15 protein-coding genes are annotated in these 25,851 nt (G+C 36.1%); 4 read left to right on the top strand and 11 right to left on the bottom strand.

The features are described from left to right. The 4 genes from ACTJIW_RS19900 to ACTJIW_RS19915 all read left to right on the top strand — a co-directional run. On the top strand, positions 1-197 hold a 197-nt coding region (locus tag ACTJIW_RS19900; protein WP_440718477.1), incomplete at its 5' end, for a hypothetical protein. Positions 198-209: 12 nt separating this feature from the next. Further along, entirely contained in the window at positions 210-3,821 is a 3,612-nt protein-coding gene (locus tag ACTJIW_RS19905; RefSeq protein WP_440718478.1) for a DUF6443 domain-containing protein, read from the top strand. Between the two features lie 3 nt (positions 3,822-3,824). Further along, on the top strand, positions 3,825-4,052 hold the full coding sequence (locus ACTJIW_RS19910; protein ID WP_440716809.1) for a hypothetical protein: 228 nt from the start codon (positions 3,825-3,827) through the stop codon (positions 4,050-4,052). Between the two features lie 389 nt (positions 4,053-4,441). Then, positions 4,442-4,831 (top strand): hypothetical protein, encoded by a 390-nt coding sequence (locus ACTJIW_RS19915; protein ID WP_440716810.1) that lies wholly within the window; start codon positions 4,442-4,444, stop codon positions 4,829-4,831. A gap of 90 nt (positions 4,832-4,921) precedes the next feature. On the opposite strand, the gene ACTJIW_RS19920 is transcribed toward ACTJIW_RS19915, so the two are convergent. The 11 genes from ACTJIW_RS19920 to ACTJIW_RS19970 all read right to left on the bottom strand — a co-directional run bounded on the left by ACTJIW_RS19920 (position 4,922) and on the right by ACTJIW_RS19970 (position 25,832). Beyond that, positions 4,922-5,893, bottom strand: coding sequence for a M20/M25/M40 family metallo-hydrolase (locus tag ACTJIW_RS19920; protein ID WP_440716811.1), 972 nt, complete (start codon positions 5,891-5,893; stop codon positions 4,922-4,924). A gap of 141 nt (positions 5,894-6,034) precedes the next feature. Next, a complete protein-coding gene (locus ACTJIW_RS19925; protein ID WP_012024117.1) occupies positions 6,035-6,367 on the bottom strand; it encodes an L-rhamnose mutarotase in 333 nt (110 codons plus the stop codon). Between the two features lie 11 nt (positions 6,368-6,378). Then, positions 6,379-7,428 (bottom strand): sialidase family protein, encoded by a 1,050-nt coding sequence (locus ACTJIW_RS19930; protein WP_440716812.1) that lies wholly within the window; start codon positions 7,426-7,428, stop codon positions 6,379-6,381. A gap of 91 nt (positions 7,429-7,519) precedes the next feature. Beyond that, a complete protein-coding gene (locus ACTJIW_RS19935; RefSeq protein ID WP_440716813.1) occupies positions 7,520-9,118 on the bottom strand; it encodes a SusD/RagB family nutrient-binding outer membrane lipoprotein in 1,599 nt (532 codons plus the stop codon). 17 nt (positions 9,119-9,135) lie between these two features. Further along, positions 9,136-12,234, bottom strand: coding sequence for a SusC/RagA family TonB-linked outer membrane protein (locus ACTJIW_RS19940; RefSeq protein ID WP_440716814.1), 3,099 nt, complete (start codon positions 12,232-12,234; stop codon positions 9,136-9,138). 263 nt (positions 12,235-12,497) lie between these two features. Then, entirely contained in the window at positions 12,498-15,158 is a 2,661-nt protein-coding gene (locus ACTJIW_RS19945) for a glycoside hydrolase family 3 N-terminal domain-containing protein (protein WP_440716815.1), read from the bottom strand. 12 nt (positions 15,159-15,170) lie between these two features. Next, the gene (locus tag ACTJIW_RS19950; RefSeq protein WP_440716816.1) at positions 15,171-17,411 is read right to left on the bottom strand and encodes a GH92 family glycosyl hydrolase; all 2,241 of its coding nucleotides are present in this window, start codon (positions 17,409-17,411) and stop codon (positions 15,171-15,173) included. Between the two features lie 11 nt (positions 17,412-17,422). Next, positions 17,423-18,907 (bottom strand): alpha-L-fucosidase, encoded by a 1,485-nt coding sequence (locus ACTJIW_RS19955; protein ID WP_440716817.1) that lies wholly within the window; start codon positions 18,905-18,907, stop codon positions 17,423-17,425. Between the two features lie 276 nt (positions 18,908-19,183). Then, complete coding sequence (locus ACTJIW_RS19960; RefSeq protein WP_440716818.1) at positions 19,184-21,502, bottom strand: glycoside hydrolase family 20 protein; 2,319 nt, start codon at positions 21,500-21,502, stop codon at positions 19,184-19,186. Between the two features lie 8 nt (positions 21,503-21,510). Further along, positions 21,511-24,651 carry a glycoside hydrolase family 2 TIM barrel-domain containing protein gene (locus ACTJIW_RS19965; RefSeq protein ID WP_440716819.1) on the bottom strand — a complete coding sequence of 1,047 codons (3,141 nt, stop codon included), beginning with the start codon at positions 24,649-24,651 and terminating at the stop codon, positions 21,511-21,513. 155 nt (positions 24,652-24,806) lie between these two features. After that, positions 24,807-25,832, bottom strand: coding sequence for an isoaspartyl peptidase/L-asparaginase family protein (locus tag ACTJIW_RS19970; RefSeq protein WP_012024108.1), 1,026 nt, complete (start codon positions 25,830-25,832; stop codon positions 24,807-24,809). Positions 25,833-25,851: the final 19 nt, after the last annotated feature.

The raw sequence follows: 25,851 nt of genomic DNA on the forward strand, positions 1-25,851 counted from the left end.
TAAACACTTTACGCGCTAATCTGCCCAATGCCATGGTTACTACCTATACCTACATTCCGCTTGTAGGGGTAAGCACCATAACTGATCCGAAAGGACAGACCACAACCTATACCTACGACAGTTTTGGAAGACTTGAATTTGTAAAAGACAACAAAGGGAATATCCTTTCTGAGAACCAGTACAATTACAAACACTAAACCAAAAGCATCATGAAAAACTTCTTAAAACTTCTTTTGGTTTTGTTTCCTTTATTGGTAAAAAGCCAGACACAAAGCGAGAATTACATTAAAGCTGTAAAATACAAAGTGCCCAGCACCACACCTATAACATCACCTTCCATTTCTCAGGCTTCGCAGGACATCACCTATTTTGACGGACTGGGCAGACCCGTTCAGCAGACTGCCTCACAGCAGTCCAAATCCGGCATGGATATCATCACTCATATCGAATACGACGGTTTTGGAAGACAGGCTGAAGAATACCTGCCTTTTAAAGCAGAAACCTCCAATATGACTTTTGACCCTTCGGCCAGAGCAAAAGTGATGTCTTATTACGGAAATCCTAACCCGGCTCTTAACGGAAACCCAGCCCTTGAAGCCACCTCTTATCCTTTCAGCAGAAAAGAGCTTGAAGCCTCTCCTTTGAACAGGGTGCTCAAACAGGCCGCTCCAGGAAATGCATGGTACTCTGGATCAGGACATGAAATAAAAATGGACTATCAGACTAATGCCTCTGCAGAGGTAAAACTCTTCTCTGCCAATACACAGTGGAATGCGGCATCAGGATTATATGATATTACCCTTTCTCTTAACGGCCATTATACTGCCGGGGAGCTTTATAAAACCGTTACCTATGATGAAAACACAGCTTCTGTTCCACTTGAAACAGACGGTTCAACGGTTGAATTTAAAAACAAAGAAGGACAGGTGGTATTAAAAAGGACTTATGATGTCCAGGTAAAGCACGACACTTATTATGTTTATGATATTTACGGAAATCTCACCTATGTTATTCCGCCTAAAGCGGTTGATTTAATAGAAGGCTCAGCAGGCCTGCAGGCAGATCTAACCTCAAATATTACTGTAACTCGGGAAACTTCCCTGCATTTAACGGCTTCAAACTCTATTAGATTAACAGATGGTTTTCATGCTCAGGCAGGAAGTACTTTTTCGGCTGTGATTAACAACGGCGCTCAGGCTGTTTTAAATAATTTATGCTATCAGTATAAATATGATTACCGCAATCGTCTGGCTGAGAAAAAACTGCCGGGAAAACAATGGGAGTTTATTGTCTATGATAAACTTGATCGTGTTACGGCCTCAGGACCTGCCTATTCCCCGTTTTCTGATTTAAGCTCTGCAGGATGGATCATTACCAAATACGATGTTTTTAACCGCCCGGTTTATACCGGATGGACGGCCTCTGCAATAGTAAATTCTGCACAGAGGGCCTCCATGCAGAATGCTCAGAACAATGCCTCTGTAATTAACGAAACCAGAGCGGCTTCTGGAACCTTGGACGGAATACCGGCTTATTACAGCAATACGGTGTCTCCTTCTGATTTTAAGCTTCTCTCGGTTAATTATTATGATAATTATGTCTTCCCGGGCGCCCCTGCTGTACCGGCATCCATAGAAGGACAGGATATATTAAACAGCACGCAGGTCAAAGGACTTGCCTCGGGTTCATGGACAAGGGCACTGAATTTGAGCACTGAAACGCAAGGTGAAACTGCTGTTACTCTTTATGACGACAAGGCAAGACCTGTCAGGGCATATCTGCAGAATCATTTAGGAGGTTATACCTATACCGATACCAAACTCGATTTTTCAGGAAAAACACAGTACAGTATCACCAGACATAAAAGAACAGCAGCAGATGCTGAATTCACTGTCAAGGATGCTTTTACCTACTCGGCACAGGACCGATTAATGACCCAGACCCATCAGATAAACAACGGACCTGTTGAGCTTATTGCCGATAACACCTATGACGAGCTGGGACAGCTTATCTCTAAAAAGGTTGGAAACAACGCCCAGAATATCAATTATACCTACAACATCCGCGGATGGCTCACAGGTATTAATAATGTATCTTCTCTCGCACAGACGGACGGACCCAAAGACTTGTTTGCCTTTAAGATCAATTATAATGCCCCTTCTTCTTTCAGCGGGGTAAACGGACTCTATAACGGAAACATATCTGAGACCCAGTGGGCCACAAACTCAGATAATGGTATTGTAAGATCTTACGGCTATAAATACGATAACCTGAACCGTTTAAAAGAAAGTATTTCTGCTAAAGCAGGCTCAGTAAACAATGCTTACAATGAAAATTTATGGTACGATAAAAACGGAAATATTACCGGTCTTATCCGTAACGGAAACAGTGAGAGTGCCCAGCAGATCGACAATTTAATCTACACTTATGCCAATGCTGATAACAGCAACCAGCTGGCTAAAGTAACAGACAGCAGTAACAAGGCACTTGGTTTTACTGATGGAGCCAATACAGGAGATGATTACAGTTATGATCTTAACGGAAACATGGTATCTGATGCCAATAAAAACATCACCTCTATTACTTACAACCATCTTAATCTTCCCGCAAAAGTAACCTTTGCCTCTGCAGGAAATATTGTTTATATTTACAATGCGCAGGGACAAAAATTAAAGAAGATTGTAAGCGAGGCAGGAAAAACGGTTATCACTACTGATTATCTTGGAGGGTACCAGTATGAAAACGGCGTACTGAAGTTTTTCCCAACAGCCGAAGGTTATATCGAGCCTTCTGCAGGTTCTTATAAATACGTGTACCAGTATAAGGATCATCTGGGTAATATCCGTTTAAGTTATGACAAAAACCTTGTCATTCAGGAAGAAAACAATTATTATCCGTTTGGTTTAAAACATATAGGATATAACAGCGGGATTAACTCAACTAATACTGCTTTAAAGTATAAGTACAATGGAAAAGAGCTTCAAGACGAGCTTGGGCTTAACATGTACGACTATGGAGCACGTAATTATGACCCTGCTCTCGGACGTTGGATGAACATTGACCCGTTGGCAGAAACATCAAGAAGATACAGTCCTTATACATATGCTCTAGATAATCCTGTGTTTTTCATTGACCCTGATGGTATGCAAGCTACATATAATTGGGAAGAACATGACAAAGGCAATAAAGGAGTTTATACTGACGGTGATAAAAATGTATCATTTGATGAGGCATTGTCACAAGCAACAGCAGAAAGTAGTTCAAATGATAGTGAAGACCCTCCAAAGAAGAAAGAGCCAGGTTTCTTTAAACAATTGTTATTAGCAGTTCCTGTTTTAGGAGCTACAATTGAAAGTAGTGACAAAATGGGAGAAGGAGATTATTTAGGAGCCGCATTAAGTTTTGGAGTTGGTGTAATGGATTTATTTACTTTAGGAACTGCTAATAAATATAAGACAGGTACAGCTGGGGTTGTCGCAGGAGTTGAAGGAATTACCGCTAAAAATGTTAGTAAAAATGCTGGAAGTCTTGTTAAGATACTACATGTTGAAGATGACGTAATGATGTTTTCTTCAAAGGTTGGAAAAGAAACAGTTGAAGGTATCTCAAACTTTACAGTAAAAGAGGGTAAGTTATACTTGAATCAGTTACACCTTCAAGGCTCTTCTGCTGGTAAAGTAGGTAGAGAATCTTTATGGGATATGGCAAGAGATTTAGGACGTCAATACAACGTAAAGGAAGTAATAATACAAGGAGGTAGAAGAACTACAGGTAAATATAAAGGACAAATACCGTCACCAATAACAATTAAAGTACATTAAATTATGGCAAAAGTAATATTAGAAAGCTGGAGAGAAGGACTTGAAAAAATTTCACTTACAAAGTTACAAATGGATAAATTAGGAATGTCGTTAAAGGAATCAAAATCAAATGTAGATGCTCTTTTAGAAGATGATAGAATAATTTTAGAGATTGATGACGAAAATTTAGCAATTGAATTTTTTAAGGAAGCTGAAAAAATTGGAGTTAATTGCAAATTGTTACCTAATTAAAATAAATTCAATACTATATAAAGCCATTCCATAACGGAGTGGCTTTTCTCTTTATAAGGAACATTAAAGTTTAAGTTTAGCACGTATTTGCTCCTGAGTCCTAGACATAATGTAAATCATAGCTTCCGAGCTCCTCCCTGCCTGTATCGGCTATTTCACTAATAAATTGCCAGATTTGAAGCGTCAAATTACCTCCCCGCACTATAAACTGTACACATATTACAGTCGATACACTCGATGTGATAAACGAAAAATCTCTTAATTCTTGACACAGATAAGACACAGTCTCATTTTGGAACACTTATTTATCCACAAAAAAAATATTTTTCAAAAAAAAGTGCCAAAAAGCTACACTTTTGAAAGTTTGATAGTATTTATTGTAAAGATGCTTGATTAATCTCCTTGTATGGAGTTCCTGTAAAAAGGTTAGAGCATTAAGTGACCAAATATTATTTGCCGGAGATACTTTAGGATATAAAGAGCTATATAGTATATATGCTTTAAGCGGTCATAAGGAAGAGTATTTATGTACATCTATATTAATGGCAAACAAATATGGTTACAAACAGGCTTGTTATGATGTTTATTCCATTTTATATGGTATGAATGAGTTTGTTAACAAAGAAAAAATAGTTAACAAAGAAAAATTAACTTTTCTTGATAACGAGACACAAAGATTCGCTTTTAAGTATCTAAAAAAAGCAGCAGAACAAGGACATCTTCAAGCAAAAGAGAGTTTATTACTTTATGATAAGAATGGTGGATTTCTGAAAAAATAAGTAGGCAAAACAAAGAAAAAAATCTTTCACTCTCTAGCGTGTTCAACAAAAAACTGCGCAAATGTCACTGGTTTTGCGCAGTTTTCACTTCTAATCCTGCTTTATAAAAATCAATTCTTCATTATAATTCGCAATGCTTACCAAGGCATTACAAATATATTTTGAAACCAAAGCGCCTCCTTCAAAATTAATTAATTCAATATCATCTTCGGGTGTATGATATTGCGGATGCCCGCCTGTGTGAAATCCTATGGCAGAAATCGAAGCTTTGTAAAAAGAAACGTGATCAGATCCGCCAACATCACCAGCGAATACAACTGGGTTTAGCCCGCTGTTATCTCCTAATTTTTTCATGAGTTCTATTCCATTTGGAAAAGTTCCTGCACCGCCCATATAGATTTGTTTCTCAGCATTTAATCTTCCTACCATATCCATATTCAACATTACTTTTACGGCCTCTTTTTTGACAGGTAAGTGATTCACAAAATATTTAGAGCCTAATAAACCTTCTTCTTCTCCGCTGAAAGAAATAAAAATAATACTCCTTTTAGGTTTAATTTTTAATTTCGAAACTTCTTCTAAAATACATAACAAAGCCGAAACTCCCGAAGCATTATCATCTGCACCGTTATGAATGGCTATGGTATCTTTTTTCTTGCTTCCAGATCCTTTTCCGCCCCAGCCCCAATGATCGTAATGTGCACCTATAACAATAAATTCATTTTTGAGTTTTTCATCAGAACCTTCAATAAATCCAAAAACATTTTGGGTCGAAACACTGTCGGATTTCATTTTATTGATTCCTTCTTTTACAAACACTTTAAAAGGCTGATCATAAGTATCATTGAACTTTTGCAAACCATATTTTTTAAAGTACTTTTTGATGTAAGCTGCTGCATCGTTATTTCCTTTCGTTCCTACGAAACGGCCTTCTAATTTATCTGAAGAAAGATATTTATCGTGTTTATAAAATGTCTGTGCTAGATTATTTTTTTGCGCATTGATAGTAAGGCTAAAAAGTAACAAACCATAAGCAAAGTTTATCTTTATAAAAAATTTCATAATTATAGTTGTCTAAAATTAGCAAACGGATGAAACGGATTTGCTTCGGAAAGCACAAATGCACGCAGATTTTTTTTATAAATCTGTATTTATCAGCTTTTTTTGCGAAGCAAATCCGTTAAATTCGTGTGCCATAAAAATTTATTTTAGTTCAAAAATCTTATCCATTAAAATCCATTTTTCTCCAGATTTGGCTTGGGGAAGTGCTTTTTGGAATTTCCACATTAAAGTTTCCCATTCCTGCACTTTTGGATTTTCTGCATCTAGTTTTGCTTTTTCTGCGAATGAGAAATTATCATCGGTTTCCATAATCATAAACAAACGATCGCCGACATTATAAATCTCTAAATTGATAATTCCAGAATCTTTAATGCTTTTCTGAATTTCAGGCCAGACATTTTTGTGGTAATCGATATATTCTGCAATTAAATCCGGGTGGTTATTTAAATCTAAGGCAAGACAGTATTTTTGCATAATTTCTGTTTTTATTTTAATTCAAATGCGGTGTGTTTAATGAACTTTCGATTATAAGTGTACAATATATGAACTTTTTTATCTGAAGTCTGGATAATGGCCGGATAACTAAATTCGCCTTCTTTTTGATTTTCCAGATCAAATAATTTCTTCCAGTTTACACCATCTTTAGAATATTCTACATCCAGAACATTTCTTCCGTTAAACCAGTCTTTTCCCATTTTTAGAGGATTGTTTACCAATAAAAATGATTTATTTGATAATGTTACAGCATCAACTCCAGAATTAGAATTTACGACATTTATGCTGTCTGTTTTCTGCCAGGTTTTTCCGTTATCTTCAGACCAGCTTGAAATTAATTTATTATGTCGGCTTCGTGATAAAATCTGAATTTCTTTATCAGAATGAACTAAAAATGTGGGCTGAATAATATCAAAATTTTTCTTGTCGTTGATATCTGCAATTGTCCAGCTGTCTGTTCCTTCTGTATAGGTTTCTATAAAAACCCTCCATTTATTATCGTCAACACTTTCGGTACTGCTGCCGCATAAAATAACGCCTGGAGTTGTTTCGATGGGCTTGTTTCGAATTGGCCCTAAAATACCTTTGGGAAGATATTTTGAATTACTCCACGTTTTTCCATCATCTTTAGAAACAATCATAGCACCAAACCATTCTCTTGGATTTTTTCCCACTTTGTAAAACAAATACAAATTCTGGCTTTTGCTTTTAAACAAAACCGGATTCCAGCAAGGCAGTGTGTCTCCGTCTTTAATTAAAGGTTTGATAAGTTCTTTAGGAACTGACCATTTTTGTTCTTTATAAGATGAAATATAAATGCCGACGTCTTTTGCTCCTTCGTATTTCCCGCCAAACCAGGCTGCTAAAAGTGTATTGTTTTCTAACTCTACTAATGTTGAGGCGTGGCTGGCTGCTGTAACAGGTTTCTCTGCAATATAATTTTGAGTGATATTAATTGCTTTCGGTTCATTTTTAGTTGAGGTACAAGAAACTAAAATCGAAATCAATAAAAATGCTGAATAATATTTTTTTAAATTCATAATCTAACTTTTATATAAAACAAAAGGAGAGTTTCCTCTCCTTTTGAATTTTTAAGTAAAGAGTGTGTGTCTCTTTACTCAACCAAATTAATTATTTAGTGTCCCACCAAAGTTTTGTTCCTCCGGTATCAGGGCCGCCTAGTTTTGTAACACCATCCTGAACAGCTTCTTTGTTTGAAGAATATTCGTTTGTTGTATAAATAATTCTTTTCATTAAAGATTTACCAACACCAACATCTGGATTATCTGTGTTTAATACTGGATATATAACTTTAGCATCGCTTCTTCTTAAATCTGCCCAAGCTTCCCAAGATTCAGGGAAAATAGCTAAGTATTTTTGAACTGCAATCTGTGTACGCTGATCAGCAGCAGATGCAGACCACGCTACAGGCAATTTAACAGGGATATCTTGTAAATCTAAAGTTGGATAAAGTGTTAAAATATTAGGTAATGTTGGTAATGTAGAACCATTGATGTAAGCATTAACTGCAGCTGCATCAGTAATTCCCCATTGAGCTAGAGATAATCTAATACCTGTTTCGTACAATGTTTTGGCATCACCGCCCATGTTCCATCCATTTAAAGCACCTTCTGCTCTGGTTAAATAGTTTTCAGAAGCCATAAAGATTTCAATGTTTTTTGTTTCACTAAGGTTATTAGCTGCACCATTTCCTAAAACATCATTATTAAAGGCTGAGAATTTAGTAGTTCCAAATTGATCTTCTAAACCTCCAACCGGATTACCTCTATACACTTTAGTTGCAGCGGCAGCATCAAGCGGTGCAAACCATTTTGCTAAACGCGGATCGTTATATCCAACTAAGATACTTTCCATAGAAGCTGTCATTACATAACCCCAGCTGTTTACAATCATGTTTAAATTGTTTGGAGTAATGTTACTTGCTTTAAAGAATGCGCTTTGATCATTTGTCTGCATAACTCCTGCAGCAACCGCAGCTTCTGCCTGAGTTTTAGCTTTTGCAGGCTCTTTATCAGAAATTCTCATTGCTAAACGAAGTCTCATACTGTTTCCAAAAACTCTCCATTTGTCTACACTTCCTGCGTAAACTCTGTCGTTTGGAGAAAGAGATGCAACTGTAGCTGTAGAAGAAGTAGACAATACTGCGTTTGCTTCATCTAACAATTTAAAGAAATCTTCGTAAATAAACTCTACACTATCGTAAGGTACTTTTTCTTTTCCGTTACCTGCTTCAGTGTAAGGAATTGGTCCATAAGCGTCAACCATTTGGTTATACATAAAAACTTTCCAGATTTTAAGTACCGCCAATGCTTCTGCATTTCCTTCAGATGCTTTAACAGCATTTGTTAATGCCGGAACAGCAACAGTGTAAAATCTTGTCCATCCTCTGCCCTCATATCCATTAACGAAAGCATTTCTTTCAGTACCATATCCACAGTTTAAATAGTGGATAAAAGTTGAAGACAAAATACCGGTTGCAATACCCCACGTACCTTGGTCATCTACTCCTGGAGACGAATACGATCCGTTGTGAATACCTGCATACAAAGCAGAAGCAAATGCTGGTCCCGCTAATGTAGCATCAAGCTGATCTTCTGTCAACGAATTAGGATCTTTGTTTATTTCATCAAAGTCTTTTGTACAGCTTGACAAAATAGAAACTGCCATCAATGCAACTCCTAATGTTTTTATTTTAAAACTATATTTCATGTTGTCTCTTTTTTTAATTAAAATCCAAATTTCACATTAACTCCATAATCTCTCGTTGAAGGAATGTTGAAAGATTCTATACCTTGCAAGTTTCCAGTTCCTGAACCTGCTTCTGGATCAAAATATTTAGCTTTATTTACGAAGAAGAATAAGTTTCTGCCTACTAAAGAAAAATCAATGCTTGAGAATCCTGAATCACCTAATAAACGTTTTGGTAATGAATAACCAAAAACAAGCTCTCTTAATCTGATATTTGTTGCATCATAAATAAATGGTTCTGCAACAGGAGTTCTTTGTCCGATAGCTGTCCAGTATTGCTCAGCTGTAATACTTGTAGTATTTGGAGTAAAACCAGTAGAAGTTTCAACCCAACCGTCAACAACGATTCCACCTTGTCTTCCTGCTAAGGTAACATTACTCACCCCTAAACCAGCTTGTCTTGCCTGAGTGTATGAAATAACTTCACCACCAATTCTGAAATCAACTAAGAAACTTAAAGAGAAATCTTTGTATTTGAAGTTATTTTTCAAACCACCAGTCCAGTCTGGATTAAAGTTTCCTGCATGAAAATCAAAACCATTTGTAGCTAAAGGAATACCTGCACTATTTACAAGAATTTTCATTTCACCAGTGTTCAAATCAAGACCTCTTTGGAAACCTTTGATGTATAGATCACCATATTCACCGCCAACAACAACTTTACTTCTAACTAAACGTCCTTCTCCAAGAACTAACTCATCTCTACCTTCGTAGATTGATTTTACTTTTGACTTATAAGAAGCATAGTTAGCAGTAATATCCCATGTAAAGTTTTGTGTTTGAATTGGAGTTGCTGTAAGTGTTACCTCAATACCTTTATTTTCAATATCACCACCGTTTACAACAGCTCTAGAGAATCCAGAAGACTCAGGTGTATTGATGTAGAAAATTTGATTCTTAGTTAATGAATTAAAATAAGTAAAATCTAATCCTAAACGGTTGTTGAAGAATCTCACGTCAGCACCAAATTCTGTAGAAGAAGAAATCTCAGGTTTTAAGTTTGGATTAGCCTGTGTGCTTTGTCCGTATAACATACCTCCATTCCCTCCAATATAAGAGAATCTTTGCTGTGTTTGATAAGGATCTGTATCGTTACCAACTTCTGCATAAGAAGCTCTAACTTTTGCAAAACTGATTGTTTCTGGTAGTTTAACCATATCTGAAATAACAGCAGACAAACCGAAAGATGGGTAGAAATAATCGTTTGGTAAAGTTGAAGACCAGTCATTTCTAGCTGTTACGTCTAAGAATAAATAGTTTCTAAAACCAATCTGACCAAATCCATAAACCGAATTGATTCTTTTTTCTGAAGCAGTTGAAGTAGATTGAACTGTTTGTACATTAGATAATGCAAAGAAGTTTCTTTTACTTAAAACACCGCCAGAATTTAAAGCTGAACTGTTTTGTTGCAATGCGTTTGCTCCAGCATTAAGTCCAATAGAAAAATCTCCGAATTTTTCATTGTAAGAAAGTAAAGCATCAACGTTTAACTCGCTAACAGTTTCGTAAGATTCACTGTATGAACCCATGTTGCTGTTAAATGCATTTGTAGCATATCTGTTTCTTACGTTTTTGTTCGTCATTTGGTCTAAACCAGCTCTACCTTGTAAACTTAAAGTTTTTGTAAATTCATATTTAAGAGACGCTAAACCAATAAATCTGTTTCTTTTATCTGTACGAGCGTCATCTCTTAAAGCTGACCAGAATGGATTTCCACCAGGAGCTCCAGTTTCGTCAAGAAAATAGTTTACTTGTCTTTGTCCGGCAGCATCAATATATTCATAGTTTTTGTAATCGTTATAAGCGATACTACGAGGTAACAAATAAGCAGATGTACCAATAGATTCTTCTCCTGTTCTTAATAAATTATCAATATCCTGAACAATGTAGTTTGTTTTTACATCTAATGATAATTTATCAGAGATTTTACTAGTCAGTCTTAAGTTAAGATTGTGTCTGTCCATTGCATTTCCTCCCACAATACCTTCAGCACGTGTGTTAGTGTAAGAGAAATATCCTTGTGCTTTTTCGTTACCAGCTGTTACAGTTAATGTGTTAGCTAAGTTGTAACCTGTTTTGTAAAAGTCGATTACGTTGTTTGGCTGTGGAGAATAGCTTTGTGTCGCCGGCCCTGTATAATTTGGGTTACGAACCAACTGCCATGCAGAAACCTGACGTCCGTCTAACGGTGCTCCCCAGCTTGAACTTGAATTAGAAACATAATTTCCATTTGTTCCTTGTCCGTATTCATTTTGTAAGTTCATCAAATTATAAGCAGAAGAAGCCATAAAATTAGATGATAACGAAACTGAAGTTTTTCCTGCTTTACCAGATTTAGTTGTAATTACAATTACACCATTTGATGCTCTAGAACCGTAAAGAGCAGCTGCAGAAGGTCCTTTTAAAACTGTCATCGAAGCAATATCCTCTGGGTTAATGTTCGAAATACCATCTGGCTGTGTTGTACCTCCTGTATCAATATCAGGGTTACCTGTTGTAGTACCATTACTAATTGGTACACCATCTACTACATATAATGGCTGGTTATTACCATTAAGAGATCTGTTACCTCTTAATGTAATTCTTGAAGAAGAACCAACACCATTTGATGTTGTAGAGAAGTTAAGACCCGCAACTTTACCCGATAGTGAGTTGGCAACGTTTAATGATCTTGCTTCTGAAAGCTCTCCTACTGCAACGTTTTGAGCTGAATACGTAATTGCTTTTTTCTCTCTTTTAATACCAAGAGCCGTTACAACTACCTCTCCTAATTGTTGGGTTGCTGCTCCCAAAGCCGCATTAATTGTAGTTTGAGTTCCTACGGCTACTTCTTTTGAAGCTGAACCAACATAAGAGAAAACCAAAACTGCTGATTGATTTGGAACTGTAATCGTGTACTTCCCATCAAAATCTGATGAGGTACTTGTTTTTGTTCCTTTAACAACAACATTTGCTCCAGGGATCGGAATTCCGCTTTGAGCATCTGTTATCGTTCCTTTTACTGTAGTTTGTGCCTGCATACTTTGGAATCCAAATAAGCAAATCACTAACAGTAATTTTAGTACGTCCTTGATCATATTTAGTTGTTTTTTGAGTTAATAACATGTTAAACTTAAGAATACATTTTGTTAACAAAATATAATTTCGACAAATGACAAGTTTGAAAAGGTGTTCGTCATACATTTATCTTTTTAGGGTACGAAAACGTTTTAAATTGTAGTCCTAATCCTCTATATTTCCTGACCTTACATCGAATTAATCTAAGTGATTTATCGTTTTTTTAACAGCATTCTTTTTTAATTATCTTAATCGTTAAACATATTATCCTTTTTAACTCTTTTTAGTTCAAAACCTTAAATTTCGTTTTCAGTAAATCTGTCGAATTTCCGCCCACCATAACTTCAAAATCTCCAGGCTCTACAACACGCTTCATTTCTCTGTTCCAAAGAGATAGCTCATCTGAAGTAAGTGTAAATTCGACATTTTTAATTTCTCCTTTTTTGATATTTAATCTTTTGAAACCTTTTAATGTCTTTTCGGGTGTCGTTACAGAACTATATACATCATTTATATACAACTGAACCACTTCGTCTCCATCTCTGTCTCCAACGTTTTTAACATCTACAGAAACTTTTACTTCTCCGTTTGGTTTAATTTCAGCAGTATTCAGTTTTAAATTAGAATATTCAAACTTCGTGTAACTTAATCCGTAACCAAATGAATATAAAGGATGTTCACTCTCTGCAACGTATTTATGAATAGCAGATGGTTTTTGGTTATAATATATAGGTAACTGCCCAACTGATTTTGGAACTGTAATTGGCAGTCTTCCACCCGGATTGTAATCTCCAAATAAAACATCAGCAACTGCTCTTCCTCCTAACTCTCCAGGAAACCATCCTTCAAGCACTGCTGGAATATTTTCAGCAATCCAATTTGTAGAAAGCGGACGGCCATTTAATAATACACAAACTACTGGAGTTCCTGTTTTTTGAATTTCTTCAATTAATTGCTGCTGGATTCCAAATAAGTCTAAAGAAGCAACATCTCTATTTTCCTCTACCAACTCGTTCGATTCTCCTAAAACCACAATTGCAACATCAGCTTTTTTAGCCGCTTCGATTGCCGGCTGTAAGTTTACTTTTTCTAAATTCCATCGGAAATGTGCTCTGGCTCCCCAGCCTCCTTCCCACATTTCAATGCGGACTTTGTATTTTTTACCTTTTTCGATGTTTTTTGGAGTCGTAACCATACTTGTCGCTCCTTTTGTCCAGTTGTCGATTACCAATTGGTCGTCGATATACATTCTAATTCCGTCATCAGAACTTAAACCTAACCAGCCGTCAAGAGCCTGATCTGATTTTAAGAATCCTGTCCATCTGATAGAAAAATCATCCACATTTACGCCATCTCCGGGAGCCCAAGGCCAGTCAAACTCTAACTGACTGTCGATACGAGTCAATGCCGGAGTTCCTTCCAGGTTTCTGTTATTAAAATATTCTCCTTTTAATCCGTTTTGAGATTCGTCTGGAGTAAATAAATATTTAGATGGAATAATTTGCCCTTTTACAATCAGCGGAACGCCTTCTTCATAAACTACATTAGCCGTTTTTCCAACCAATTCCTTAACTCCTTCGTAAACTGTCATACCAACACTATTTTTAGGAGCATAACCTCCCAATCTTGAAGCATTTGCATTTGGTCCGATAACGGCAATATTTTTTAAACTTTTGCTTAAAGGCAGAATGTTGTTCTCATTTTTCAATAAAACCATTGATTTCTGCGCCGCTTCAAGAGCAACCTGCTGATTTTCCGGAGTATGAAAACGCTCTTTAATCAGATTTTTTTCTGTGTATGGATTTTCAAATAATCCTAATAAGAATTTCAAACGTAAAACTCCTCCCGCAGCACGGTCGATGTTTTCCATTGTCAGTTTCTTTTCATTTACTAATTCAATGATTGTATTCTGCCAAAATTCATTACTAAAATCATAAAACTGCATATCAACACCAGCTGAAACTGCTTCTCTAATACTTTCTTTTGGAGAATCAGCAACTTTATGAGTTGTCTGAATGTATTTAATAGCACCTAAGTCTGAAACTACAAGACCTTTAAAACCCCATTCGTTTCTCAAAACATCAGTCAATAACCAATGGTTTGCTGCACAAGGAATTCCGTCTAATTCAGAATAAGCACACATTGTTCCTAATGCACCGCCTTTTCTAAAAGCTTTTTCAAAAGATGGCAAATGGTCTTCTCTTGCAGAACGTTCTCCAACCAAAATTGGCGAAGAATTTCCTCCCGCCTGAGGAATACCGTGAACGGCAAAGTGTTTCGGCTCTGCAATAATCGAACGATCTGATTTTAAATCGTCTCCCTGCATTCCTTTAATAAAAGCTAAACCAATTTCACTGTTTAAATATGCATCTTCACCAAAAGTTTCAGCAACTCTGCCCCAACGTGGTTCACGTCCTAAATCTAGGTTTGGTCCAAAACCAAAATGAACTCCATGCGCTCTTGCTTCCATACCAATTACTTTACCCACTTTGTCCATCACAGCAACATCCCAGGTTGCTCCAAGTCCAATATTCATTGGGAAAGCCGTACTTCCTTCGTCTAGATAACCGTGAAGCATTTCACACATAATCAGTGCAGGAATTCCCCAGCGGTTTCCTTTTATTACGTTTGTTTGAAGATCATTAATCATTTTAGCCGAACGCGGATAAAGATCATGTATAGCTCCAATTCCTAATTTCCCAATTTTTTCTGCCGATTTAGATTTAGCGAAATCTTCTTTGTCTTTAAAAAAGTCTCCTCTGTACATATCCATCTGGCGTGCTTTTTCTTCAAGCGACATACGACTTAACAAGTCTTTTACCCTATCTTCTACCGGTAATTTTGGATCTTGATACGGGTATTTTTTCTGCGCATAGGTTTGGTTAAAAAAACCTACAGCCATTACAAAAATAATGGCTGTTTTTTTGATTTTTAGTTGTAACATAATTGTGTTGTTTTAATTTTGAATCACTTTAAGCTTTGTTCCACTCACAAAATCATCGTGCGAAATAAAAAAGCTGTTATGTGTTTTTCCGTTTAGTTCAATCGAATTGATTTTCCCTCCATTATTTTCTTGTCTTTCAATTACGATACTTTCTTTTTTATAATATCTTGGATCTAATTTGATCGTCACTCTATGAAACATTGGCGTGGTAATGGTGTAAATTGGATCTCCAGGCGATATTGGATAAATTCCCATCATCGAATACACCAGCCAGGCCGACATTGTTCCTGTATCATCATTTCCTGGTAATCCTTTTGGTTCATTTTTGAAATATTCGCGAACCAATTTCTTAACCATTTCCTGAGATTTATATTCTTCTCCTTTTACATAATTGAATAAATACGGATTGGCAATATCTGGTTCGTTTGCCATATCAAATTGTTTGGTGTCGAATATTTTCTGCAATTGCGCCGAAAAAGCCTGATCACCTCCCATTAATTTCTTTAATCCGTTAATGTCATGCGGAACCATAAAAGCGTACTGCCAGGCATTTCCTTCGATAAAACCAACATTTTCTTCAAAATTAGCTCCAGAAGCAGGATCAAATGGCTCGTACCATTTTCCATCAGGAGTTCTTGGTCGAAGCAGATTTAAGTTTTTATCGAATAATTTTCTATAGGATAATGAACGTTCTTTAAAACGTTTTACATTGTCTTTGTCACCGAATTCGTTGGCCATAAGCGAAATAGAATAATCTGAAATATTGTATTCCTGAGTAGTAGAAACCGGGCCTTTATTATCGGTTGTCAAATATCCTTTTTTGATGTAATCTTTCAATCCTGGACGAAGCGGATTATTTTCAACCTGATCTGCTCCTTTCAGCATCGCATAATACGCTTTCTGAACATCAAAATCATGAATTCCTTTTAAATACGTATCTGTAATTACAATACTTGCAGGATCACCCACCATAGTAAAAGTTTCTGTTGAGTTCAATTCCCATTTGGGTAACCAGCCGTTTTCATCAAACATAGTCAACATACTTTTTACCATATCAGATTGCTGTTTTGGATAAACCAAAGACATCAATGGATGTACATTTCGGTACGTATCCCATAAAGAAAATACGGTATAACGAGTGTCATCGGTTTTAGCAATTCTACTTCTTTTGATTACGGGATATTGTCCGTTAATATCATTTAAAGTATTTGGGTGAATTAAAGTGTGATACAAAGCTGTGTAGAAAATCGTATTGTCATCTTTTGAACCACCTTCAACCAAAATTTTAGACAATTCTTCGTTCCATTCGTTGTAGGTTTCTTTATAAATTGCATCAAAAGATCTGTTACCAACTTCTTTTGCTAAGTTTTCACGGGCATTTTCGATACTTACGTACGAAATTCCAATCTTCACTTCAACCGTTTCTTGTTTATCGAATTTATAGGTAAAATAACTTCCAATACTATCCCCTACAACGGTTTTGATTGTATTTTCCATCATTCTGGCTTTTCCGTTGTAACCCATCCATTGCGCTTCAACACCGTTGTATTTCGCAGGTTTTTTCCAAACTCCAAATTTATCGGCAGGTTTAGAAAATTGAGCCACAAAATAAACTGGGTAAGCATCTTCTGGACTATTGTAACAAAATGAACCAACTGAACGCATTCCTTCAATTTCTGTAGAAGAAACGACTTTTACCATTGCTCCTTCTTCGTTTGTTAATCCTAAACCAAGATTTAATAAAATATTCGATTGCCCTTTCGGGAAAGTGAATCTGCTAATCCCAACTCGTTTTGAAGCGGTGAATTCGCCTTTTACTTTGTATTTATCGATGTTTACGCTGTAATACGCTGCTTTCGCCACTTCGTTAGAATAAGTAGAACCGTATTTTAAATGATCGATTTCTACATTTCCAGTTGTCGGCATCAATAAAATAACACCCAAATCTGGACAGCCGACACCGCTTAAATTCACTTGACTAAATCCTGTCAAAAAGGTATTTTCATTTACATACGGATTCGAAAGCCACTGACTGTCTTTTTCCATCGGTGTATTTTTTACTCCAGCCACATTAAACGGACTGATACTTGCCATACCGCGCGGAGCAATTGGGCCTGGATAAGCCGCACCATAATTGGAAGTTCCAATAAATGGATTAACAAAATCGGCAGGTTGCTGCGCAAAAATCATGATGCTAAAAAACAGCATGTATAAAATACATGCTGTTTTAAATTTGTTTGTATTTAAAACCATAGGTTTCATTTTTATCTGTTGATCGCTTCTATTTTTAAAGTCCACGCTTCTTTTGCAGGAAGATTATTTCTTAAGCTTTCTGGAATAATTACTTTAAATCCGTTTCCTTCTTTTGTCCATTTTAAAGAAGTTTTAGAACCTAACATGGTAATTTTTGTTCCTTTTTTCGGGCTGATCGATTTTACAGTAACTTCAGCAGGAATTTTATTTTCTCCTTCTTTAGCTAAATAAAATGCAAATACATTTCCTATTTTATTTTGTGTAAAGCAAATGTTTTCTTCTTTATAAGGTTCAATTGGTTTTGTGTTGTAAATCGCTGTGCTGTTTACTTTCATCCAATCTCCGTAAGCCTGTAATAAATCGTAAGCACCTTTATCCCATTCTCCTTCAGGACTTGGCGCAATGTTTAATAGCAAGTTTCCGCCTTTTGCCACAATATCAACCAACATGTGAATACCTTGTCTTCCAGTCATGTATTCAGCTCCTGGAGAATAAGACCATCCACCGCCGGCTGGAATACAAGATTCCCAAGGATAAGGTAATGTTTTTGCAGGAACACGTCCTTCCGGAGTTAAATAGTTTTGGTTTTTTCCGTGAACCGCTCTATCCACCACGATTAAACCTGGTTGTTTTTGACGCGCTTTAATAACCAATTCGTCCATTTTAGGATCCTGATCTACAACTCTGTGTTTGATGAAACCGTTTTTAGATTCGTTTTCAGTAAATTTCTCGTCGTAGTTTTCTTTGATGTTAACCTGATCTCTTTTTCTAACCCATCCTCCATCTAACCATAAAATATCAACTTTACCGTAGTTTGTTAAGATCTCTAAGATTTGGTTGTGTGTGAAATCAACATATTTCTGCCATTTTTCTGGATATAATGACGGATCGTAGTTTACGTTTCTGTCGAATGGAGGAAAGTATGGATCCCAGTAGTTTTCATTATGCCAGTCTGGTTTAGAGAAATAAGCTCCTGTTGAAATACCTTCTCCTCTAAACGAGTTGAAAATTTCTTTTAAAACATCTGCTTTTGGGTTGGTATGAAAAGGAACATCTTTGCTCGTGATTTTGTAATCAGAATATTTAGTATCATACATATTAAATCCGTCATGGTGTTTTGTTGTAAAAACCATGTATTTCATTCCGGCATATTTAGCTGCTTTTGCCCATTTTTCCGGATTAAATTTTACAGGATTAAATGTTTTTCTTAATCCTTCGTAATCTTTAATATAATCATTATAATTAGACGGATTGCTTCCTTTTTTACGTTCACACCATCCGTAATCTTCTGGACAGATAGACCAAGATTCTACAATTCCCCATTGGCTGTAAGTTCCCCAGTGCATTAACAGACCAAATTTTTTGCCCTGCCACTCGTCTAAGTTTTTCAACACTGCCGGATCTGTTTCCGGTACATATCGCTCATCTTCATAAATGGCCTGCGAAAACATTTGAACGGAAAATAATAATGCGATTATAAATATCCCTCTTTTCATTTTTATTCTATTTTAGGTTTTGTTTTTGTTTTTTTTAATTGTAAAATCAACATTTAACATGTTGAGACAAAGCGTCCTTGCCTTACTCAATTTTGTTAAAATTCATCTCTTAGATTTCTAAATTTTTATTTAACACATAGAGACATAGTTTTCATAGTTTTAAAAAGGCATTTCACTTGCATTAACACACATAGAAATATGTGTTAGAAACTAGTTTTTTTTTATACCTTTTTTATTCATTCAAGAAATAAATCTATGTTTCTATATGTTAGAAAATTAGTTTACTAGAATTTCATCTACGAATAACCAAGAGCTTTCTCCTTTAGGACTTTTCTTTAAGTTGCCTGCAATCACTTTAACAAAGCGTGCGTTTTGTTTCTGAAAATTGATTTTAAAATCTTTCAGTTCAGGAACAGCATTTACTGCATACGGACGTGTTATTTTTCCAACTTGCTTGTATTTAATTCCGTCATTAGAAACCAGTACTTTTACTTCGATTGGAAAATTAACTCCAGCGCCCTGACTTTCTAAAGTTCCTACGATTACCTGCTCGATACTTTCCTGTTTTTCGAAATCAATTACCAGCTCCATATCGTTTACAAGCCAAGCCTGCCATTGTCCGTCATGGAAATTTTTACTTCCTCTAATTGTATTAACCATCGTATTGGCATCTCCTTTGTAACTTTGATTAAAAGGCGTTAAGTACTTAACTTTGTGTGCAACAGCTTTATGGAAAATAATCGTGTCTGTGAATGTTTTTCCAACTGGTTTTTCATCCTGAAACAAAGAAGCTTTTAAAACAGTTGTTTCTTTAAACTCAATTGGACTTGTATATTTTACAGCGTGATGATCTATATTTTTATCTCCTAAAACATAACGGATATCCGGATTTGGAAATTCATTCTTTAATTCCACTTTCACTTGTTTGTTAGCTAAATCTGCAGTAGAAGAAGCGGTTACCAAATAAGCGCTTTTTGCATAATTTAATCCTTGATAATCATAACGCTTGAACATTGAGAATAATCTTGTTGTAAAATCATTCCAATTACGCTTTTCTTTCGGACTCCATAATGTTTCTGATAACGCGGCTAATCTTGGAAAAATCATATACTCAGAATCTTTTGGCCCAGAAATATGTTCTGCCCATAAATTTGCCTGTCCGCCTAAAACGTGTCCAGCTTCCTGAGGAGTCATAGTCGGCACTACAGGATCAAATTTGTAAACTTCATTTAACGGGTTATAAGCATCAAAAGCTAAAGGTTCTTCGTTTTGCGGACCTTGATAAAAGTTGAAATAACAAGGTGTTTCAGGAGTCATAATAACATCGTGTCCCTGATCTGCCGCTTCAATTCCGCCTTTTGTTCCTCTCCAGCTCATTACTGTTGCATCTGGAGCCAGACCTCCTTCTAAAATTTCATCCCAGCCAATTACTTTTTTGCCTTTAGAATTGATGTATTTTTCCATACGTTTTACAAAATAACTTTGTAATTCGTCTACACTTTTTAAGTGTTCATCTTTAATTCTTTTTTGGCAGTGCGGACATTTTGCCCAATTGGTTTTAGTCGCTTCATCTCCTCCAATATGAATATATTTTGAAGGGAAAATGGTAATTACTTCATCGATTACATTTTGTAAAAACTCAAACGTAGTTTCTTTTCCTGCACAATAAATATCTGTTAAAGGCCAAACTCCGCCAGAAGGAACTCCAATTTTCTGATCAAAACAAGCCAGTTCAGGATATGATGCAATGGCACTGCTTACGTGAGCAGGCATTTCGATTTCAGGAATTACTTCGATGCCTTTTGTTGCAGCATATTTTACAATTTCTCTTAATTCGTCCTGCGTAAAAAATCCCCCGTAAGTTCCTTTTTGATCTGCACTTACAGCAAGTCTGGCGTTCCAAGACAAGTTTTCCTGATCAACTCTCCAGGCTCCGACTTCTGTTAGTTTTGGATATTTTTTAATTTCGATTCTCCAGCCCTGATCGTCTACTAAATGCAAATGCAAAACATTCATTTTGTGCATTGCCAAACGATCAATTGTAGTCAGAATATAATTTTTATCGAAGAAATGACGTGATAAATCCAGCATTAAACCTCTCCATTTAAATCGAGGTTCATCATTTATCGTTAAACTTGGAATCTGCCATTTTGCAGATGTTACGGCATATTGGCTTTCGATTGCTTCAGGAAGTAATTGTCTGATGCTTTCCAGACCATATAAAAAACCTGTATTCCCTTTAGCCGAAATAACAATACTATTTGGATTTACATCTAAAATATAAGCTTCATTTTTTAGGTTTGGATCTGTTTTAAACTGAACAAAATTACTTGCCGGAGCTTTTGTTGTTGTTTCTGGTTTCCATCCCGCTGCAATGGCAAATTTAGAAGCCAAAGCATTGGCAGCATCTTTTTGGAAATCATTGCCGGTAACAAACTTTGTATCTTTATTAAATTCAAAAACACCGGTTTTTATTAGAGTCTGAGTTGGTTTTGGAATGATACGAATGTCTTTCTCTGTGAAAACTTTCTGCGCATACGAAGAAGTTACAAGAGCAAGAAAACCGATTATCAAATAAGATTTTATAATTCTCATATTCTAAATTATTTTAATGATGGTGTTATTTTAAATTGATACTGATAATTTTTTTCTCTCAAAAGATATTTTTCCATTGGCCATGCCTGCCAGCTGTCTATTCCTCCTACTCCCATTTGTTTCGAATCGATTTTTAAACTCGTTAAATCTCTTTCTTTCAATTCGGCAGCGTGTCTTTGGTCTTTCTGCAGTCCGTCGTCTAAATCTTCGTTTAAGAAATGTAAAGCAGTTACGGCCAATAATTCGTCAGATGTTACGGTTAATTTTAATTTATCTCCTGATAATTCTAAGAAACGCACATCGGTTTTATTTCCGGTTTCCTGCGGACGAATGTATGGATAATACTGCTCTGAAACCGTTTGCGTATACAATCCCACTTTTGAACTGTAATTTCTGTCGATGTAATTTTCGTGAGGACCTCTTCCGTAATACGTCATATTACTGAAATCTCTCGGAACAATTACTTCCATTCCAAATCTTGGCAAGATAGGCTGTTCTTTATTTTTATCAATATTTAAAACTTCTTTTACCGCTAATTCTCCGTTTCCGTTAAATTCATAATTCAATTCTAAAGTAGAAGAAACCTGCGGTAAGCTGTAAGTTGCTTTTACTACAACTTTATTGTCTTTAGCTGGCGTAAATGTCCAGTTTACCAATGTTGGATTTTCTGTTGCATCTTTCCATGCTTTTAAATTTACCTGAAAATTAGCGCCAAAATCATTATCATTTGGTGCTCTCCAGAAATTCGGGCGCAATTGGTATCCTTCTTTTATTATCGGCTGATTATTGAATGAATAACCACTGATAAATCCGGTTTTCTTGTCGAAAGTAATTTCAGTTTTATCGCTTTTAAAAACGGTTGCATTTACTTTTTTCTCAACTGTAATTTTTCCATCTCCTTTTACACTAATATCATTTTTCCAAGTTCCTTTGTAAGCCAGTTGTTCTGTTGCAATTTCGAAACCTTTTGGTAAAAATGGTTCTTCTTGTTTTAACTGATAACTAATGTTGATAAAGGCTTCCTGAAATTTTTTATCACCTAATTTAATTGGCAGTGTATAGGTTTTTGACTGCGTTGGATCAATGGCTAGATAATCGATAATTCCCGCTGCATCTTTAACTCCGTCTAAAAACAATTCCCAATGTAAAGTGACATTGCTCAAGTCTTTAAATGAAAATTCATTGTATACTTTTATAGTCGCAGTTTCCTGATTTTCCCAGGAAGTGTGAATATTTTGATGTACATTTTTTACTTCAAAAGCATGAGGATTTGGTTTTCTGTCTACTGTAAAAACTCCGTTGTTTACAAAGTTGTTATCGCTTTTTACGTCTTTAGGTCCAAAATCTCCTCCGTAAGCTAAAATTGTAGTTCCGTTATCCAGTTTTTTATAAACCGATTGATCAATCATGTCCCAAATGAAACCACCCTGAAAGTTTGGATATTTACGAATCACATCCCAATAATCTTTAAAATTCCCCATTGAATTCCCCATTGCATGCGCATATTCGCACTGAATGTAAGGTCTTGACGGATTTGGATTTGCCAGAATATATTCTTCCATTTTGTTTGGAGAACTGTACATTGGGTCGATAATATCAGAATCCCATTCAAATTTTAAATCTTTTCCGTCCCAAGCTCCCGCAGTTGCTCTTTCGTACTGAATTGGTCTTGATTTATCACGGTTTTTAATCCACAAATACCCTCTGTAAAAGTTGTAACCGTTTCCGGCTTCGTTACCCATACTCCAGATAATGATTGATGTGTGGTTTTTATCTCTTTCGATCATACGCTGCATACGCTGAATGTGCGCCAGTTCCCAGTCTGGTTTATTACCAAGTGTTTTGGTAATATCATAACCCATTCCGTGCGATTCTATATTGGCTTCATCAACCACATAAATTCCGTATTTATCGCATAATTCGTAGAAATATTCATCGTTTGGATAATGCGACATTCTCACGGCATTGATATTAAATTCTTTCATCAATTTAATATCCTGTTCCATTCTTTCTCTCGAAATTGTCTGTCCTGTAATTGGATCAACTTCATGACGGTTTACTCCTTTTATGTAAATCGCTTTTCCGTTTACTAAAAGCTGTCCGCCTTTAATTTCTACTTTTCTAAATCCAACGTTGTGATTGATAACTTCAATTATATTCCCTTTTTTATCTTTTAGAATAAAACGTATCTGATATAAATTCGGAATCTCTGCACTCCATTTCTTTGGATTTTCTACTTTAAAATCAAATGTTTGTTTTTCGTTTGAAGCTGTAATAACTTTTGAAGTAATAACTTTGTCTCCGTCTTTTAACTGAACGTCTAAAGTGTAACTGTCTTTTGTATTTAGATTTGAAAATTGAGTTGAGATTTTTAAACTTCCGTTTACGTAATTTTCATCTAAATCAGGAATAATTTCAAAATCGTTTAAATGCGCTTTATTTCTGGCAACTAAATAAGAATCACGGGTAATACCGCTCATTCTCCACATATCCTGACATTCTAAATACGAACCGTCATTCCATTTCATTACCTGAAGTGCAATTGTATTTTTTCCGGTTTTTACGTATTTGTTTAATTTGAATTCAGATGGTAATTTTCCGTCTTCGCCATACCCTACATAAACACCATTTACCCAAACGGTAAGATTTGATTTGGCTGTACCAATATGAAGAAAAATATCTTTTCCTTCCCATGATTTATCAATGTTGATTTCTCGTCTGTAAACTCCTGTAGGATTATATTTTGTTGGCACAAACGGCGGATTTGGCGCCATTAAATAATCAAAATCGTAAGTTGTATTTACATAAACCGGATATCCATATCCGTTTACATCCCAGCTTGCCGGAATTTTAAAATTATCCCAGCTTTTATCGTCAAAATTGGTTTTCTCAAAATCTTTTGGAAGCGCAGCCGGATTTTCAACATATTTAAATTTCCAGGCTCCGTTAATATCTAAGTAATTTTTAGATTGTCTCCATTCGTTTTTAGCAGCTAATGTTTCATTTTCAAAAACATAATAGGCGGCGTGCATGGGCTCTCTATTATCTTCATTAATTTTCTCATTCTGCCAAAACGGAACTTTTTCCTGTGCGTTAACAGATAATGCTGTAGTAAGTAATAAGGTTAATATGAATATAGTTTTTTTCATTTTTGTTTTTGTTTTAACACATAGCCCTGTCCCGAAATTTCGGGATTGGGATAGATTGTGAGAGAAAAATCTATTTCTATGTGCTTCAAATTTTAATCGCCAATCTTTGTCGAGTTACGTTTGTCATTTCTCCTTCGTCGAAATGACAAACAGGTCTATTTATCCCACGACATTTTAAATTTAGCGTCTTCCATTCTGTGTCCCTTTTCATCATCAGAAACGGCATAATTAAAACCAGATCTCAAACTGTAACCTGCATATTCGCCGTTTTTATTTAAGGCAATAAATCCAACCTGCAGATACTCCATGTCTTTGTGGTTTTTGTGTTTGTTGTAAATACGCTCTGTGATTTCTTTGCAGGCATCATAAGGCGATTTTCCCTGACGCATTAATTCTACAACCATGGCACTTCCAGCTGTTCTAATTACAGCTTCGCCCAAACCTGTAGCTGCGGCAGCGCCTACTTCGTTATCCAGAAAAAGACCCGCGCCGATTATTGGGGAGTCACCGACGCGGCCGTGCATCTTCCAGGCAGCACCACTGGTGGTACACCCTCCCGAAAGATTTCCGTCTTGATCCAACATTAGCATGCTTATGGTATCGTGATTTTCTATATTAATAACTGGTTTGTATTTAGAATCTTCCAGCCATTTTTTCCAGTCTTTTTCAGATTCCGGAGTTAGTAAATTTTCTTCTTTAAAACCTTCTGATAAAGCAAACTGCAATGCGCCTTGTCCGGCAAGCATTACGTGAGGCGTATTTTGCAATACTCTTTTGGCTACAGAAATAGGATGCATAATACCTTGTAAAAAACAAACCGAACCGCAGTTGCTGTTGTGGTCCATAATACAGGCATCAAGAGTTACTTTTCCTTCGCGATCCGGATATCCTCCATAACCAACACTGCGGACATTCGGATCTGCTTCAGGAATTTTCATACCGGCTTCAATCGCGTCTAAGGCAGATTTTCCGGCTTTTAATTCTTTCCAGGTCTCTTTATTCGCAGGTAAACCGTGGTTCCATGTCGAAATAACAACCGGTTTTTTTACTTTTTTTGAAGGAAATTCTAATGCGCCTTCTTTTTCATCTTCTTTCTCTTTTGCAAATCCGCTAAATCCTACTGAACTTACGGCTGCTGCGCCTAAAGCTGCTTTTTTGATAAAATCTCTTCTATTTGACATGCTGCTTACTTTTATCTTA

Source organism: Flavobacterium sp. 22659 (assembly GCF_052044235.1).
In the GTDB taxonomy this organism is placed as follows: Bacteria; Bacteroidota; Bacteroidia; order Flavobacteriales; family Flavobacteriaceae; genus Flavobacterium; species Flavobacterium johnsoniae.

Coding starts and splice junctions, on each gene's coding strand:
- ACTJIW_RS19930 (WP_440716812.1), bottom strand. CDS start 7,428: ATGAATTTAAAAAAATATTATTCAGCATTTTTATTGATTTCGATTTTA.
- ACTJIW_RS19910 (WP_440716809.1), top strand. CDS start 3,825: ATGGCAAAAGTAATATTAGAAAGCTGGAGAGAAGGACTTGAAAAAATT.
- ACTJIW_RS19920 (WP_440716811.1), bottom strand. CDS start 5,893: ATGAAATTTTTTATAAAGATAAACTTTGCTTATGGTTTGTTACTTTTT.
- ACTJIW_RS19965 (WP_440716819.1), bottom strand. CDS start 24,651: ATGAAAAAAACTATATTCATATTAACCTTATTACTTACTACAGCATTA.
- ACTJIW_RS19970 (WP_012024108.1), bottom strand. CDS start 25,832: ATGTCAAATAGAAGAGATTTTATCAAAAAAGCAGCTTTAGGCGCAGCA.
- ACTJIW_RS19960 (WP_440716818.1), bottom strand. CDS start 21,502: ATGAGAATTATAAAATCTTATTTGATAATCGGTTTTCTTGCTCTTGTA.
- ACTJIW_RS19955 (WP_440716817.1), bottom strand. CDS start 18,907: ATGAAAAGAGGGATATTTATAATCGCATTATTATTTTCCGTTCAAATG.
- ACTJIW_RS19905 (WP_440718478.1), top strand. CDS start 210: ATGAAAAACTTCTTAAAACTTCTTTTGGTTTTGTTTCCTTTATTGGTA.
- ACTJIW_RS19945 (WP_440716815.1), bottom strand. CDS start 15,158: ATGTTACAACTAAAAATCAAAAAAACAGCCATTATTTTTGTAATGGCT.
- ACTJIW_RS19940 (WP_440716814.1), bottom strand. CDS start 12,234: ATGATCAAGGACGTACTAAAATTACTGTTAGTGATTTGCTTATTTGGA.
- ACTJIW_RS19925 (WP_012024117.1), bottom strand. CDS start 6,367: ATGCAAAAATACTGTCTTGCCTTAGATTTAAATAACCACCCGGATTTA.
- ACTJIW_RS19950 (WP_440716816.1), bottom strand. CDS start 17,411: ATGGTTTTAAATACAAACAAATTTAAAACAGCATGTATTTTATACATG.
- ACTJIW_RS19935 (WP_440716813.1), bottom strand. CDS start 9,118: ATGAAATATAGTTTTAAAATAAAAACATTAGGAGTTGCATTGATGGCA.